General features: G+C 64.0%; 14 protein-coding genes. 3 read left to right on the top strand and 11 right to left on the bottom strand.

Going from position 1 to position 16,180, the window contains the following annotated elements:
* Positions 1-4: 4 nt before the first annotated feature.
* Positions 5-2,257 (top strand): heavy metal translocating P-type ATPase, encoded by a 2,253-nt coding sequence (locus ACFOEV_RS20875; RefSeq protein ID WP_386776824.1) that lies wholly within the window; start codon positions 5-7, stop codon positions 2,255-2,257.
* Here ACFOEV_RS20875 and ACFOEV_RS20870 read toward each other — a convergent pair.
* From ACFOEV_RS20870 to ACFOEV_RS20830, 9 genes are all read right to left on the bottom strand, one after another.
* Positions 2,220-2,939 carry a glutamine amidotransferase-related protein gene (locus ACFOEV_RS20870; RefSeq protein WP_386776823.1) on the bottom strand — a complete coding sequence of 240 codons (720 nt, stop codon included), beginning with the start codon at positions 2,937-2,939 and terminating at the stop codon, positions 2,220-2,222. The genes ACFOEV_RS20875 and ACFOEV_RS20870 overlap by 38 nt on opposite strands.
* Positions 2,940-2,994: 55 nt before the next feature.
* The gene (locus ACFOEV_RS20865; RefSeq protein ID WP_386776822.1) at positions 2,995-4,179 is read right to left on the bottom strand and encodes an iron-containing alcohol dehydrogenase; all 1,185 of its coding nucleotides are present in this window, start codon (positions 4,177-4,179) and stop codon (positions 2,995-2,997) included.
* A 79-nt stretch (positions 4,180-4,258) separates the two neighbouring features.
* Complete coding sequence (locus ACFOEV_RS20860) at positions 4,259-5,644, bottom strand: aldehyde dehydrogenase family protein (RefSeq protein WP_386776821.1); 1,386 nt, start codon at positions 5,642-5,644, stop codon at positions 4,259-4,261.
* 131 nt (positions 5,645-5,775) lie between these two features.
* Positions 5,776-7,155, bottom strand: coding sequence for a glutamine synthetase family protein (locus tag ACFOEV_RS20855; protein WP_386776820.1), 1,380 nt, complete (start codon positions 7,153-7,155; stop codon positions 5,776-5,778).
* An 86-nt stretch (positions 7,156-7,241) separates the two neighbouring features.
* On the bottom strand, positions 7,242-8,705 hold the full coding sequence (gene eat / locus ACFOEV_RS20850; RefSeq protein ID WP_386776819.1) for an ethanolamine permease: 1,464 nt from the start codon (positions 8,703-8,705) through the stop codon (positions 7,242-7,244).
* 228 nt (positions 8,706-8,933) lie between these two features.
* Positions 8,934-9,893 (bottom strand): LysR family transcriptional regulator, encoded by a 960-nt coding sequence (locus ACFOEV_RS20845; protein WP_386776818.1) that lies wholly within the window; start codon positions 9,891-9,893, stop codon positions 8,934-8,936.
* A 107-nt stretch (positions 9,894-10,000) separates the two neighbouring features.
* Entirely contained in the window at positions 10,001-11,059 is a 1,059-nt protein-coding gene (locus tag ACFOEV_RS20840; protein WP_386776817.1) for a TRAP transporter substrate-binding protein, read from the bottom strand.
* A 123-nt stretch (positions 11,060-11,182) separates the two neighbouring features.
* On the bottom strand, positions 11,183-12,511 hold the full coding sequence (locus ACFOEV_RS20835) for a TRAP transporter large permease (protein ID WP_386776816.1): 1,329 nt from the start codon (positions 12,509-12,511) through the stop codon (positions 11,183-11,185).
* The gene (locus ACFOEV_RS20830) at positions 12,508-13,050 is read right to left on the bottom strand and encodes a TRAP transporter small permease subunit (RefSeq protein ID WP_386776815.1); all 543 of its coding nucleotides are present in this window, start codon (positions 13,048-13,050) and stop codon (positions 12,508-12,510) included. Before ACFOEV_RS20830 ends, ACFOEV_RS20835 begins: the two co-directional genes overlap by 4 nt.
* 228 nt (positions 13,051-13,278) lie before the next feature.
* Here ACFOEV_RS20830 and ACFOEV_RS20825 point away from each other — a divergent pair, with 228 nt between their 5' ends.
* The gene (locus ACFOEV_RS20825; protein WP_386776814.1) at positions 13,279-13,683 is read left to right on the top strand and encodes a gamma-glutamylcyclotransferase family protein; all 405 of its coding nucleotides are present in this window, start codon (positions 13,279-13,281) and stop codon (positions 13,681-13,683) included.
* A gap of 77 nt (positions 13,684-13,760) precedes the next feature.
* Positions 13,761-14,552: a TraX family protein gene (locus tag ACFOEV_RS20820; RefSeq protein WP_386776813.1), complete on the top strand. Its 792-nt coding sequence runs from the start codon at positions 13,761-13,763 to the stop codon at positions 14,550-14,552.
* A gap of 30 nt (positions 14,553-14,582) precedes the next feature.
* Here the strand turns inward: ACFOEV_RS20820 and ACFOEV_RS20815 are convergent, their stop codons facing one another.
* Positions 14,583-15,635 (bottom strand): YeiH family protein, encoded by a 1,053-nt coding sequence (locus ACFOEV_RS20815; protein ID WP_386776812.1) that lies wholly within the window; start codon positions 15,633-15,635, stop codon positions 14,583-14,585.
* Positions 15,632-16,126 (bottom strand): universal stress protein, encoded by a 495-nt coding sequence (locus ACFOEV_RS20810; protein WP_386776811.1) that lies wholly within the window; start codon positions 16,124-16,126, stop codon positions 15,632-15,634. Before ACFOEV_RS20810 ends, ACFOEV_RS20815 begins: the two co-directional genes overlap by 4 nt.
* Between the last annotated feature and the right edge of the window lie 54 nt (positions 16,127-16,180).

Raw genomic sequence — 16,180 nt, 5'->3', positions numbered from 1 at the left:
CGTCATGTCTCGACACTGTGTCTCAGATCCCTGCTGTGGGGGGAAGCACGCCAACACCGTGAGCCAGGCCACGCCAGCCCCACCGGGTAGCGACACCCTGCGCCTACGCATCCAGGAAATGGATTGCCCCACCGAGGAAGCATTGCTGCGTAAGGCGCTAGGCAAGGAAGAAGGGGTCACCGCCCTGGATTTCGATCTGATGGCACGGGTACTGACCGTTCATCACCAAGGGGCCGACCGCGAGACACTCGAGGCCAGCATTCGCCGCCTGGGCATGACGCCGGAGCCGCTTGATACTCAGGGCACCCAAGGCGAAGCCCCCCAGCAGCCGCGCGAGCGCTGGTGGCCGCTGATCCTGGCCGCCCTGATCGCCCTGGGTGCCGAACTGGCCGCATGGGGAGACTTCGCCACCCCGTGGGCACCGGCGCTGCTGGCCCTGTCCGCCATCGCCATGGTCGGCCTGCCCACTTGGCGCAAGGGCATGGTGGCGCTGCGTCATCGCACGCTCAACATCAATGCGCTGATGAGCGTGGCGGTGACCGGCGCGCTGCTGATCGGCCACTGGGCCGAGGCCGCCATGGTGATCGTATTGTTCACCCTCGCCGAGCGTATCGAGGCCCGCTCCCTGGACCGCGCTCGCCACGCCATCCGCGAGCTACTGGCGCTGACTCCCCAGCAGGCCCGAGTACAGCAACCCGACGGCAAGTGGCGAGACATGGAAGCCGACCAGATCACCATCGGCAGCCTGGTTCGGGTACGTGCCGGCGAGCGGGTGGCACTGGATGGGGAAATCACTCGCGGCCATCCGGCGCTCGACGAATCGCCGATCACCGGCGAGAGCCTGCCCCATGACAAGACGCCCGGAGATACGGTTTTCGCCGGCAGCATCAATCGCCATGGTGAATTCGACTATCGCACCTCTCGCCTGGCCAACGACACGACGCTCGCTCGTATCATCCATGCCGTGGAACAGGCCCAGGCCAGCCGTGCGCCAACCCAGCGCTTCGTCGACCGTTTCTCCGCCATCTATACCCCGGCGGTATTCGCCCTCGCCATCGCTACCGCATTGCTGTGGCCGCTGCTCTTCGCCGGCGCCTGGCTCGATGGCGTCTACCGCGCGCTGGTGCTGCTGGTGATCGCCTGTCCCTGCGCCCTGGTGATCTCGACCCCGGTGACCATCGTCAGCGGTCTGTCGGCTGCCGCGCGTGGCGGCATCCTGATCAAGGGCGGCAGCTTTCTCGAACAGGGCCATCGCCTGGACTGGCTAGCGTTCGACAAGACCGGCACCCTGACGCAAGGCCAGCCACGTCAGCGACATTGGCAAGCGCTGGTGAGCGACGCCGACGAGGCCACGGAGTCACGGCTCCGGCAGTGGGCTGCAAGCCTGGCCGGGCGCTCCAACCATCCGGTGTCTCGGGCGATCCACGAGGCCGCCGAGCAGGACGGTATCGACTTGACCGAGGTGGACGCCTTTCACGAATTGCCCGGACGTGGCGTACAAGGCGACATCCAGGCTCGAACGCTGTGGCTCGGCAATCATCGCCTGGTGGAGGAGCGTGGCCTGTGCACGCCGGATCTGGAAGCCCAACTCGAGACCTGGGAGCACCGAGGGCACAGCGTGGTGGTCCTGGGTGATGAGCACCGAGTCCTGGCCCTGTTCACCGTCGCCGACCCGCTCAAGGTGACCAGCGCCGAGGCCATCGAAGCACTGCATCAGCTAGGGGTGAAGACCTTATTGCTCAGTGGCGACAACGCCGCGAGCGTTGCCACTATCTCTCGCGAAGCCGGCATCGATGAAGCCCGGGGGCTGCTACTCCCCGAGGACAAGCTGGCAGCCATCGAGGACCGCGCCAGACGAGGCACCATCGGCATGGTCGGCGACGGCATCAACGACGCTCCGGCCCTCGCCCGAGCCGATATCGGCTTCGCCATGGGCGCTGCCGGCAGCGACACTGCCATCGAAACCGCCGACGTGGCGCTGATGGACGACGACCTGCGCAAGCTGCCGACCTTCGTGCGACTGTCCCGGGCCACGCGCTCCGTGCTGATCCAGAACATCGCCTTCGCCATCGGCATCAAGGTGGTATTCCTGGCCCTGGCCTTCACCGGCCATGCCACCCTGTGGATGGCGGTGTTCGCCGACATGGGCGCCAGCCTGCTGGTGGTGGCCAATGGGCTACGGCTGTTGCGGACCACGACTCCCGGCCACTCCCACCAGGCTAACCCGAGCGCGGCTGTCGCGAGCGCAGGAAGTTGAGGATCCAACGCACCATCAGGTGGTCGTCGACCGGGGCGTCGAGCGAGGCCAATCCCTCGCCGACCCGCTCGGTGCCCACCAGGTGGCTGCGTAGCCGCATCAGGTCGCGGGAGTAGGGTTTGGGAAACTCCGGGTGACCCTGCACGCCGAGGAAATGCTCGCCGACCTGCATCAGGTAGAAGGGGCAGAAATCGCTTTCCGCCAGCACCCGGCTCTGGGGCGGCAGTTCCTCCACCTGGTCCTGGTGGCTGACCAGCAGATCCAGGCTCGGTTGCCAGGGTTCCATCCACGCGGCATGTTCGGTGACCCGGTTGAACGACATCCCCACCCCCCAGCCGCGGGGGCTCTTGATCACCTTGCCGCCCAGTGCCTTGGCGATCACCTGATGGCCGAAGCACACGCCGACCAACGGCTTGCCGGCCTCCCACAGCTTGCACACGAAGCCACACAGCTCGTCGACCCAGGCCAGGCCATCGTTGACACCGAACTTGGAACCGGTGGTCACCCAGGCGTCCACGGCGTCCACATCGTCGGGAATCTCGCCGTCCAGACAACGCCATACGCGAAACGTCAGGGTCGGATCCACCGATGTGAACAGCCGCTGGAACATCTCGGGGTAATTGCCATGCTCATCGCGCAGTTCCGGCGCCACGTCATCGCATTGCAGAAGCCCTATACGCATCGATGAATCTCCTTGCTGTTTATGCCGCCCGGAACCGCGGCCCACGTTCATCCGCTTAGAGGTGTCCTTCGACGGCCTTGACGAAGATCTCGCGGTACTGCCCGGCGTCGAAGGCGATGGGGTTGGTGCCGGAGGAGGGATCCGCCACCGCCATCTGCCCGACCTTGTCGGCCTGACGGGTGTCGATATCGAGTTCCGCCAGGGTATGCGGAATCCCCAGTCGTTCGCGCAGCTCCAGCACCCAGTCGATCACCGCTGCGGTACCGGGCTGGCGCAGGTCGAGATAACGTCCCAGACGGACCATGGGCTCGCCGATGACACACTCGTTGGCACGCAGCACATAGGGCATCAACACCGCATTGAGCGTGCCGTGGTGGGCGTCATAGAGAGCGCCGAGCGGATGCGCCAGGGCGTGCATGGCCCCCAGCCCGCGCTGGAAGGCGGTCGCGCCCATCATCGACGCCACCAGCATGTTCATGCGTGCCTCGAGGTCGCCGCCGTCGACATGGGCGCGCGGCAGGAAGTCGCGAACGCGGCGCATGCCTTCGACGGCGATGCCCTCGGCCATGGGGTGATAGAGCGGCGAACACCAGGCTTCCATGCAGTGCGACAACGCATCCATGCCGGTAGCGGCGGTGATCGCGGGCGGCAGACCGGTGGTCAGCTCGGGATCGAGGATCACCGTGGCCGGCACCATGCCCGGGTGGAAGATGACGCGCTTGACGTGCTCGACCTCGTCGGTGATCACCGAAGCACGGCCGACCTCGGAGCCGGTGCCCGCGGTGGTGGGTACGGCGACTATGGGCACGATGGCCTCGGCGTCGGCATTCTTCCAGTTGTCACCGACGTCCTCCAGCGCCCATAGCGACAGGTCCTGGCGTTGGTTGGCCATCAGCGCCACCGCCTTGGCGGCATCCAGCCCCGAGCCACCGCCGAAGGCGATCACGCCGTCATGGCCGCCCTCACGAAAGGCCGCTACGCCATCCAACACGTTCTTGCCGGTGGGGTTGCCCTTGATCTCGCTGAACACGGCAATATCCAGCCCTTCGTCATGGCAGGCCTGGACCAGGTCGCGGACCATCGGCAATCCCGCCAGCCCCGGATCGGTGACCAGTAGCGGCGCTTGCATGCCGTGCGCCTTGCAGGCACCGGGCAACTCGCGGATGCGCCCGACACCGGTGAGGATCTGGGCCGGATAGTTCCAGCCGGTGGTGAACTGAGTCATATCTTGTTGGCTCATGGTGACCTCTCTTCGTCAGAGCCGGAAGCTTGAAGCTGTAAGAAAAACCAATTCGACCTCTAGCTTACGGCTTACGGCTTCAAGCATGCTTCAAATGAAATGATTTGGGCCTCGTCAGCGTCTCGTATCCGAGGCGCGACAACGAACAGCCGCGGCCCGAGTGCTTGACGCCGGTCCAGGCCAGCTCGGGGTCCAGGTAGTCGCAGCGATTGGTGAATACCGTGCCGGCCTCCAGGCGTCGCGCGATGGCCTCGCCGGCGGCGATATCGCGGGTGAAGACCGCCGCGGTCAGGCCGAAGTCACTGTCGTTCATCAGACGCACGGCCTCGTCGTCGGAATCCACCGGCATGATCCCCACCACCGGGCCGAAACTCTCCTCATGCATGACCCGCATCGAATGGTCGACGCCCGTCAGGATCTGCGGTGCCAGATAGGCACTGCCGGGCATGGAGAGCGGATAATCGCCGGGATCGATCCAGGCCTTGGCCCCCTGTGCCACCGCGTCCTCGATCTGGCTACGCACGAAATCGGCCGCCGTCGGTTTGACCATCGGCCCCAGGGTGGTCGCGGGATCGGTGGGATTGCCGAGCCTGAGCTGTTTGACCCAGGCCACCGCGCGCTCGACGAAGGCCTCGAAGATCTCACGATTCACGTAGATCCGCTCAATGCCGCAGCAGCTCTGGCCGGAGTTGAAGAAGGCCCCGTCCAGCACCCCCTCGATGGCACTGTCGAGGTCGACGTCGGCACGAATATAGGCCGGGTCCTTGCCCCCCAGCTCGAGGCCGGTGGCGATGAAACGCCCGGCCACGTTGCGCTCGACCATCGCACCCCCAGCCACCGACCCGGTGAAGGACACATGGTCGATCCGGCCGTCACGGATCAGTGCCTCGGTGGCCTCGTGCGACAGATGCAGGTGCTGGAAGACGCCTTCCGGCAACCCGGCCTCGTCGAAGGCCTGCTGGATGCGCTCGGCACACAACGGCGTCTGGGCCGAGTGCTTGAGGATCACCGTATTGCCGGCCATGATCGCCGGCACGATGGCGTTCACCGCGGTCATGAACGGAAAGTTCCAGGGTGCGACGATGAATGACACCCCCAGCGACTCACGGGTGATATAGCGGGTAAAGCCCGGCTTGTCGGGAAGCTCGATCGGCGCCAGCGCCGGCTCGGCCAGACCGATCATGCTGCGTGCACGCTCCTCGAAACCGCCAACCTCGCCCCCGGCGGCAGCGATCGGCCGGCCCATCTGCCAGGTCAGCTCCTCGGCCAACTCGTCACGGCGGGCGACAAAGGCATCGACCATTGCCGAACACAACCTGGCGCGCTCCCCCAGCGACACCTCGCGCCACCTCCGTTGCGTCGCCACCGCCCGCTCGAGGGTCGCCTCCACCTGGGCCGCATCGGCCTGTTCACGCTCGACGTAGAGCGAACCGTCGACCGGGGAAATCGTCTTTTGTGTGGTCATAGTGTCTTGATCCTCTCGTTTCCGGCGACGAATCGTGTAAAGCCTCGAGCCGCGAACCCCAAAACCGCCCGTAGCCCGTAGCCCGTAGCCCGTAGCCCGTAGCCCGTAGCCCGTAGCCCGTAGCCCGTAGCTCAGATGATTTCGAAATAGCGATCCAACTCCCAGTCGGTGATGTGCTTGCGGAACTGCCGCTCCTCCCACTCCCGCGTCGCGGCGAAATGCTCGACGAAGGCATCGCCGAACAGTTCCCGAGCCGCTTCGGAAGCCTTCAGCCGCTGGGCGGCCTCCCACAGGGTGCGCGGCAGGGCCTGGTGTTCGGGGTGGTCGAGTTCGTAGGCATTGCCCTTGACCTGCTCGTCGGGCTCGAGTTGGTGCTCGATGCCGTAAAGGCCGGCACCGATGGCCGCCGCCAGTGCCAGATAAGGGTTGGCATCGGCGCTGCCGAGGCGGTATTCAACCCGTTGCGACTTGTCCGAGCCCGGGATCACGCGCAGCGCCGTGGTACGGTTCTCCACCCCCCAGGTGGCGTCGGTAGGCGCCCAGAAACCGGGGATCAAGCGCGTGTAGCTGTTGATGGTCGGCGCGAACATGGCCAGGAACTCCGGCATCAGCTTCTGCTGACCGGCCACGAAGTGGCGCTGCACATCGCTCATCTGGTAGGGCTTCTCGGCATCGAAGAACGCCGACTTGCCGCTGTCGCTCTCCCGCAGCGACAAGTGGATATGCCCACTTTGGCCGGGGTAGTCGGGCGACCACTTGGCCATGAAGGTGGCCATCAGGCCACGCCGTTGGGCCCAGACCTTGGTGAAGACCTTGAACAACGCGCCCTTGTCGCCGGCCGCCAGGGCGCTATCCACGCCGATGGCCGCCTCGATCACCCCGGGTCCGGTTTCGGTATGCAGTCCCTCGATCGGGAAATCCATGGTTTCCGCCAGCGCCAGCAACTCACGATAGAGCTCGCTGTGCACCGAGCTGCGCAGCATCGAATAACCCATCATGTCCGGCGTCAGCGGCTTGAGATTGCGGAAGCCCTTCTCGCGTACCGACTCCGGTGTCTCCTGGAACAGGAAGAACTCGTACTCCAGGGAGCCGAAGGCCTCGAAGCCCATCGTGCGCCCGCGTTCCAGCACACGCTTCAATAGCCCACGCGGGCAGAGCTCCCCGGCCGGGCCGGCGAACTCGGCCAGGAACAGCAGCATGTCGCCTTCACAGGGCAGATCACGGCAGCTGTCGGGCACGATCTTCAGCGGCGCATCGGGATAGCCGGTATGCCAGCCGGTGAACTTGACGTTGTCGTAGAGTTCATCCTTGCTGTCCCACCCCAATACGACGTCACAGAAGGCGAAACCGTCTTCCAGGGCCGAGAAGAACTTGTCACGCTGCATGTACTTGCCGAGCATCACGCCGTCGATGTCGAACATGCCCACCTTGACGTGGCTCAAGCCACGCTCCTCGACGATACGTCGAGCCTCTTCCGCGGTCTTGATGTCTCTCGCTTGCATTCGGCTCATCGAACTACCCTCGATCTTGACTGTTGTTGTTGCGCTTACCGGTTCCGCGGTGTTCCGTCACGAGCAGGTTGCCGAGGCACCTCTTGCTAGGCTCCTTCGGCGGCCGCGTCGCCCGAGAGTTCCCGCTCGGCCAGGGCAATGGCTTCAAACTCTTCTTCCGGCGCCTGGGCCACCAGATGATGACGGCTATAAACACCAAAATAGGCGAGCATGACGGCGTAGAACACGGCCGACCACAGCGCCGCTTCCACGCTGACGACGAAGGTCGAGAGAAAGGCGACGATGGCCAGCACGAAGGCCACGCCCGAGGTCAAGGTGCCACCCGGGGTACGGTAGGGGCGCTCGAGTTCCGGCTCGCGACGGCGCAGCAGGATGTGCGACAGGGTCATCATGGCGTAGGAGATGGTGGCCCCGAACACCGCCATGGTGATCATCAGATCGCCCTTGCCGGTCAGCGACAGCAGGAAACCGATCACCCCGGGCACGATCAGGGCCAGGAAGGGCACCTTGCGCCCGCCGGTCACCGACAGCCAGCGCGGCAGGTAACCGGCCCGCGACAGGGCGAAGGTCTGACGTGAGTAGCCATAGATGATCGAGAAGAAGGAGGCGATCAGGCCGGCCAGTCCCACCAGATTGACGAAGCCCGCGGCCCAGGAGTCGGTCCCGTAGACCGCCTGCAGGGCGCCGACCAACGGTGCGGCGTGCTCGCTCATCGCCGCCGCGCCGGCCCCGCCCGGCGCCAGCAGCAGCACGCAGGTGCCGAACACCAGCAGCACCAGCATGGCGGTGATGATGCCACGTGGCATGTCGCGGGCCGGGTCGCCAGCCTCCTCGGCGGCCAGGGGCACGCCCTCCACCGCCAGGAACAGCCAGATGGCAAACGGCAGTGCGCCCCAGATGCCGATGAAACCTTCGGGCAGAAAGGCCGAGGCCCCTACGGCGCTGGAGTTGACCTGGATATCGAATAGATTGCTCAAGCTGAAGTGCGGCAGCATGCCGACCACGAAGACGACGATGGCAATGACCGCCAGGGCGGTGATTCCCATCATGATCTTCAGGGCCTCGCCGGCTCCCCACAGGTGGATACCGACGAACAGCGCGTAGAAGGCCGCATAGACCAGCGGACCGTTGAGACCTATCAGTTCGTTGACATAGCCACCGATGAAGATGGCGATGGCCGCCGGCGCGATGGCGTATTCCAACAGGATCGCCGTGCCGGTGATGTAGCCACCCCAAGGGCCGAAGGCACGCCGGGCGAAGCTGTAGCCACCCCCGGCGGTAGGCAGTGAGGAGGACAATTCGGCGATCGACAGCACCATGGCCGTGTACATGATCGCCATCAGGATGGTGGCGACCAGCATGCCGCCGAAGCCGCCGGCCGCGAGACCGAAGTTCCAGCCGGCATAGTCGCCGGAAATCACATAGGACACGCCGAGACTGGCCAGCAGAATCCAGCCCGCTGCGCCCTTCTTCAGCTTGCGCTTGTCGAGATACGCCTTGTCGACCGTTTCGTAGTCCACCGAGGCGGTGGACAGGCGGGAATGGCTCATCGAATACCCCCAACACTTGTATTTGTCATGGTTGAAGTCACGGAGGTGGCGTAGACGCCCTACCGCTGCCAATCATTGGTGCGCCCAGGCAGTGTGAGGGGGGTTCGAGACAAGGCGCAAACAGCATCGGTGGGGCTGACCGCGTTTCCATCGAAAAGCTCGATAATGCACTCGCAAGGGGCATCCGGAACTCCCTTCGGCGCCGGTACGGGGACTCCATCCGCCGCATCAGCGCGAGGTGACGATCTCGGGCAGCACCCATGGCAGGTGCCGTTCCAGTTCGGCACGATAGCGTCGCTCCAGCAGGCGGCGGCTATCACGTGCCAGTTGCGATGGCAGGTCACCCAGTTCGTCGCGTCGTGCCACCAGCGTCAACTCACGGCGCAACGGCTCGGTCGGCAGCGGCACGACTCGGACCTGCAAGCGATCGAGACCCGCCTGATAGAGGCACAATGGGGTGGTGATGGTCCAGCCGGCACCGCCACTGACCAGGCCCAGTACGGCGAAGGTATTGTCGAGATGCAGCCGGGCCGGCAGTTCCAACTGGCTGACCCGCAGATGCCGCTCGATGCTCTGACCGATCAGCGACTGCGGCGTGTAGCGCACGAAATCCAGTTGCCGCGCCAGCCAGCGCAGGTTGTCGACCGGTCCGGCCCAGTCGGCCGGCAGCACCAGAACGAAAGGCTCGCCGAGGATGGCGTGACGCTCCAGGCCGTCATAGTTCTCCAGGCGGTCGTCGGAGATGATGATATCCACATGACGGGTCAACAGGGCATGGCCATGCATGTGGGACAGTCCGGTGGTCAGGGTATAGTCGTTGGTATGGCGCTTGATGACGTCGATCAGTGGCTGTCCCACGGCCGAAGCCAGCGAATCGACCAGTGCCATGCGAACCTGATGCAGGCGGCCGAAAGCCCCCGAGACCAGCTCGCGCCGCGTGGTTCGGGCTTCGTTCAACAGACGCTTGGCACGATCATAGAAGAAGCGGCCGGCGCTGGTGGGTTCCAGCGGGCGCGAATGGCGGTCCAGCAGGGCCACGCCCAGGGCCTCTTCGAGGTTGGCCAGGCTCTGGGACACCGACGACTGCTTGAGGCCGAGACTCTCGGCCGCGGCGGTCTGGCTGCCGCGTTCGAGGGTCTCGACAAAGATTTCCATGCTGCGCAGGTCGAACCCGAAACCGCTACGCATGCCTGTCTCCTTAGCCCGGGAAGCTGATCGCTCCAAGCCTATCCCGTATCCGTCCCGGGACACAGCCTGATGAGGTGTGCCCGTGGACGCCCGGGCGCCGGATCCGCTTAGCTGTAACGGTACGGCGGCCCCGCCTGCTGCATGGTCTGGCGATAGTCCTTGAGGATTTGCACCAGCTTGGCGCTACGTTCGCTCTCCTGAGCGATCTCGTCCCAGAACGCCAGCGCCTCGTCCTCGATGGTCTGCCACTCCTCTTCGGGAATCGAGGTCAGCTCGAGCTTGCCGCCCTTGGTGCGGTAGTGCGCCTCGCCCCACCAGTACCAGTGCTGACGGTAATAGTGAGAGCTGTCCATACATAGCCTGTACAGGGTCTTGAGATGCTCGGGTAGCGCCTCCCAGCGCTCGGTATTGGCGAAATAGGAACCCGACCAGGCACCGGAGATGTTGTTGGTCAGGTAGTAGTTGCTGACATCGGCCCAGCCTACGGTATAGGCCTCGGTGATACCGGCCCAGGCGATGCCGTCCAGTTCGCCGGTCTGCATGGCGACCTCGATATCCTCCCAGGGCAGGGTCACCGGTACCACGCCGAAGCGCTGCAGGAAACGTCCCGCCGTGGGGAAGGTGAAGACACGCTGGCCCTTGAGGTCCTCGAGGCTGCGGATCGGATCGCGGGTGACGAAGTTGCAAGGATCCCAGGCGCCCGAGCCCAGCCAGGTGACGTTGTCGATTTCGCCGTAGGCCTCCTCCCAGATCTCCTTGAGACCGTAGTGGTGGAATAGCGTCGGCACATCGAGGCTGTAGCGCGAGGCGAAGGGGAAGTAGCCGCCGAACACCGACACATCCACCGGGGCATTGATCGAGTCGTCGTCACTCTGTACGGCGTCGATGGTGCCACGTTGCATGGCGCGGAACAGCTCGCTGGTAGGCACCAGTTGGTCGGAGAAGTACAGCTCGATTTCCATCTCCCCATTGGCCGCCCGGTTGAAGGCATCGATCGACGGCTTGATGACATGCTCGGCAAGCGCAGGGCCGGCATAGGTCTGGAGTCGCCAGCGAATCTTGGATTGCGCGTGCACATAGGGGGCCGGGAAGGTCGCAGCGCCCACGCCGGCTGCCGTGGCAACTCCCGCCTTCTTGAGAAACTCGCGTCTGTTCTTGTTGGTCATCTCATCGACTCCTGCTGGTGAAAGAGCTTGTTGTCATCACTCGTTGTCGAATCTTCGCTGTGTCCGGGTTCCGGTCGTTCACTCTCCCTGTCTGATGTGGGTGGACGGGATGCCTTTGCACGATCAGCGTCGCACCCCGTAGAAGGTGTCAGGCAGCCACATGGCGATCTGCGGGAAGGCCGTGACCAGGGCCAGGCCCAGCAACATGATCGTGACGAAGGGCCACACCGAACGGTAGATATCGCCGAGCGAGATCTCCGGCGGCGCCATGGCTCGCATCAGGAACAGGTTGTAGCCGAACGGCGGCGTCATATAGGCGATCTGCACGGTGATGGTATAGAGCACTCCGTACCACACCGGATCGAACCCCAGGCTCATCACCAGAGGCACATAGAGCGGCGCCACGATCACCAGCATGGCGGTGTCATCGAGGAACATCCCCATCACAATGTAGGAAAGCTGCATCATCAGCAGGATTTCCCACGGGCCCATGCCGATACGGTCGAGAAACAACGCCTCGATGGCGCGCACGGCACCAAGCCCGTCGAACACGGCCCCGAAGCACAACGCGGCGAGGATGATCCACATGAACATGCAGGTGATGCCGAGCGTCTTGTGGACGGTATTCTCGATCACCTGGCGGGTCAGGCGCCCCTTGATCCAGGCCGCCACCAGGGCCGATGTCGCCCCCACGGCCGCACTTTCCACCAGGCTGGTCACACCAAGCACGAACAGCCCGGTCATGGCGAAGAAGATCAGCAGCGGCAGGATGCCGGCTCGCAATAGCTTGAATTTTTCCCGAGCGGTGTGATGGCGCTCCTCCTCTGGCAGCGCCGGGGCCAGGTCAGGCTGCAGACGGCAACGGATCACGATGTAAAGGACGAACATCGCCGCTAGCATCAACCCCGGCACGGCGCCGGCCAGCCACAGCTTGCCTACCGGCTGGCGGGCGATCATGCCGTAGAGCACCAGTACCACACTGGGCGGCACCAGGATGCCCAACGAGCTTCCCGCCTGCACCACCCCGGTGACCATGATCTTGTCATAGCCGCGCCGTAGCAGCTCCGGCAATGCAATGCTGGCACCGATTGCCATACCAGCGACGCTCAGACCGTTCATGGCCGAAACCACCACCATCAGACCGATGGTGCCGACGGCCAGGCCGCCTTTCAGCGAGCCCATCCACACGTGGAACATGTCGTAGAGTTCACTCGCTATGCCGGACTCGGAGAGCATATAGCCCATGAAGATGAACAGCGGCAGGGTCAGCAAGGGGTACCAGTTGAGCAGCACGAAACTGGCGTTGAACGGCATCTCGATCCCGCCATCGCCCCACAGCAGGATGGCGGCCGCCGCCCCCACGAAACCGATGACGCCGAAGACGCGCTGACCGGTCAGCAGCAGCACCATCATGGACGAGAACATGGTGAGCGCGATCATCTGGTAACTCATGACCGCTCCTCGCTCAAGGCCGGGTGCTCAGCAAGCGGCTTGCCGATGGCGAATGCGATGTCCTTGAAGAGAGTCGATACCGCCTGCAACAGCATCAACAGGATGCCGAAGGTCATGATGATCTTGATCGGGGCCAACGGTGGCGCCCAGGCAGAATAGCTGCGCTCGCCGTATTGCAGCGCGTACTGGGTACTGGAGATGCCGCCCAGCAACAAGGCCACCAGGAACACCATCAAGAACAGGATCGTGACCACGTCGATCAGGGCGCGGCGTCGACGCGTCAGGCGGCCATAAATCAAATCCATCCGGACATGGGCGCCCATTTGCATGGAATAGGCACCACCCAGCAGGAAATAGGCGACCATCATGAACTGTGAGGATTCCACCACCCAATTGAATGGGCTGTTGAATACCGTGCGCGCGATGGAGGAGGCCAGCAGGACGGCGATCATCACGAAGATCAGGTACATGATGAAACGCCCTACCCCGCGATTGAAGGCATCGACGTAGCGCACGTAGAGTCTTATTGTTCTTGGCATCGCGTCTCGTTGTTCCTGTGATTGGTAACAATTCGATACGAGTCAGTCTGAGCAGAGTCGTGGGGAAATCGCAAAGATCATCGGTCACAGCGACGCCTCAGCTATCGATAAAATCGATAGTGCACTCACCAGGCGCCCTGCGCCATGATGGTTTCACCATAATGCAGCGAACCGGAACTTAGGGCGCGTTCAGGCACAGACACTTCTGAACGTCCCGGGAGGCCTTCGATGCAACATCTACTGTTCGTCTACGGCACCTTGAAGCGCGGGTTCATCAACCATGACGGCTATCTGGCAAAAGCCAGGTTCCTCGATACCGCGCGAACCTGCGAGCCTTTTCCCCTGGTCCTGCAAGGCGCGAGTTATACGCCGGTGCTGGTCGATACCGGGGGACGGGGGCACCGGGTCCAGGGCGAACTCTACCGAGTCGACAACCCTATCCTGGATGAACTCGACCGCCTCGAAGAGGTCAATGCCCGTGATGGTTATCGACGCCGTCGACTGGCCGTCACCGATAGCCAGGGTGGCATTCACCGCGCCTGGGGCTATCTCAAGCCGGCGACATGGGTCGAGGACATCAGGGGCGGCCCCATGTCGGTTTATCAGGACAGGCGTTATCGTCCCGGTTCCTGATGGTTTCCCGCTTCCGAGACAAGGCCGGGTGGATGTCGCACATCCCCTACCGCCATCGCTTACATGAGGAGGTAACGATGCCCGCACCGGCCATCGCCGTGACCGACATTTCCCGCCCGTCGTCGAGCTGGACCGGCTGGGGTCAGTGGCTGGCGCTCGCCACCATGACCATCGACCATCTGACACGCTATGTGCTGCCGGCGGACTGGGACCTGGCCTGGGCGGGGTCGTCCATCGGCCGCATCGCCTTTCCGCTGTTCGCCGCCATGGTCGCCTGGCACGGCCTGTTCAACACCCGTCACCCGCTGCGTTACGCCCGCCGTATTCTGGTCATCGGCCTGGTCGCCCAATTGCCTTACATGCTGATGCCCCGCGCCTCGGATGCCCTGATCCTCAACGTCTGCTTCACCCTGGCGGCAGGGCTCACCTGGGGCGCCTGGCTACGCGACCTGAGCGAGCGGCACCGACACGGCGAGCTGAATGCCCGCTGGTTGGCGCTGGGCACGGCCGCCTCGCTGGTGGCATGGGCCCTGCTCGGCGATTGGGTGGAATACGGCCACCGCGGCCTGCTGCTGATCCCGTTGTTCATGCTGGCGATGTATCACCTGCATCACGCGGGCGAGTCGCTGGCCGAGCGGTTACCGGCGGTCGGCATGGCCGTGCCGCTGCTGTTCCTCGCCGGGTTGATGAACAGCTCCGACATGGCCAAGTCCTTCACCGTAGCGACCACCCTGATGATTTTGTTGCTGGCGGCCGGCGCCGCTCGCCATGTGCCCGACGTCACGCTGAAGATGCCACGCCGGCTGTGGCTGTCCTGGTATCCCGGCCACTTCGCCTTGATCGCGCTGATTGTGCACTGGCCGGTATAGCCACGGCTCAGCCAGGCATTCAGATCCGTATCAGCTGCCTACTCCACCGACCAAAATGAAGGCCAGCACCACCAACAACAGGAAGAGCGTTTCAGCCGCCATCAGGATGACCGGCTTCCAGCCGACCACCGCCAGCTTCTGAAAGGATGTCTTGATCCCCAAGGCGGCAATCGCCGTGACCAGACACCAGCGCGACAGGTCGGTGAAGCCTTCCGTGACCAGGGGAGGAATCAGTCCCAGGCTGTTGACGACCACCAACAGCACGAAGGCCACCAGGAAGCCCGGCAGCATCGGCACCTTGCCACTACCCTCCTCGCGACGGGCGCGACGGAACAGAAACATGAAGCCCATGACGGCCGGCACCAGCATGGCGACACGCAGCAGCTTGACGAAGGTCGACACATCACCGGTACTCTCGGAAATCATGTAACCGGCGCCCACCACCTGAGCCACATCATGGATGGTGCCCCCCAGAAAGACACCGGACTGATTGTCGCTGAGACCGAGCACGCCAACGAGCAACGGATAAGTCACCATGGCCATCGTCGATAGCGTGGTCACACCCACCACGGTGAGGATGGTGTTGCGTTCGCTGGTCTCGTGACGCGGCATCACCGCCGACAGCGCCAATGCCGCGGATGCCCCGCAGATCGCCACCGAACCGCCGGTCAACAGCCCCATGTCGCGATGCAACCCCAGCAGCCTGGCCAACAGCACCCCCAACAGGATGGTCAGCGCAACACCAGCGACCACCGTCACCACCGGGCCGATGCCCAGTTCCGTGACCTGCTCGATGGTGATCCGTACGCCGAGTAGCGCCACCCCCAGGCGCAGGATGGAGCGAGCGGCGAAGTCGATACCGGCCATGCAACGCTCGTCTTCGGACAGGAAGTGCAGCGACATGCCGAACAGCAGGGCATACAGCAGCGTGGGTCCGCCATAGTGATCGGCGATGAAGGTGGTCGCCAGGGCGATGGTGATGCAAATCAGCACCCCCTGCCCCACCTTGGGCAACGTGGTCATCGCTCCCTTGGCAAAACCAAGGGGCCAGTGCAGGGCCTGTTTTCCGCGTTCGAGGATCATAGGTTCTTCCCCGGTGGCACGACGACGACGGGAATGGTTGTCCGTTTGATGACGCCCCGGGTGACCTTGCCCGCATAGGAGGCCGCGAAGCCGCGCTTGTTGGCCGCCATGACGATCAGGTCGCAGCCCCGCTTGGCGGCCAGGCGGGCAATCACCGAGGCGGGATAGCCCTCGACGACATCGAGCCGCGCCACTTGCACTCCCAATGCCTGGCGAACGTCGGGGTGCTGGCTCCAGAAAGTCTCCATCCGGGTTGCCAGCTGTTGCCGGGCCTGCTCGAGTCGCTGGCGCATCAGATTTTCCAGCATCTCCTTGCTGCGGATATTGACCTTGAGCGTATTCATCACATCGTCGGAGAGCGACTTGACCGCATGCAGTATCTGCAGTTCGGCCCCGGTGGCCAGTGCCAGGCTTACCGCCTGCTCGAGAACCACATCGCAGTCGTCACGCAAGCCGACGCAGCACAGTATCCTGCCGATCTGATGGTCCATGCTTCCTCCTCGGAGCCTCGGCAAGGGCGTCATCCCCTTGCCCGGCGGGCCCCT

The sequence above is a fragment of the Litchfieldella rifensis genome, from assembly GCF_042646605.1.
GTDB classification, from domain to species: Bacteria; Pseudomonadota; Gammaproteobacteria; order Pseudomonadales; family Halomonadaceae; genus Litchfieldella; species Litchfieldella rifensis.
Note: the sequence above shows the minus strand (reverse complement) of the source record. Positions and strands in the feature narration are given on the sequence as shown.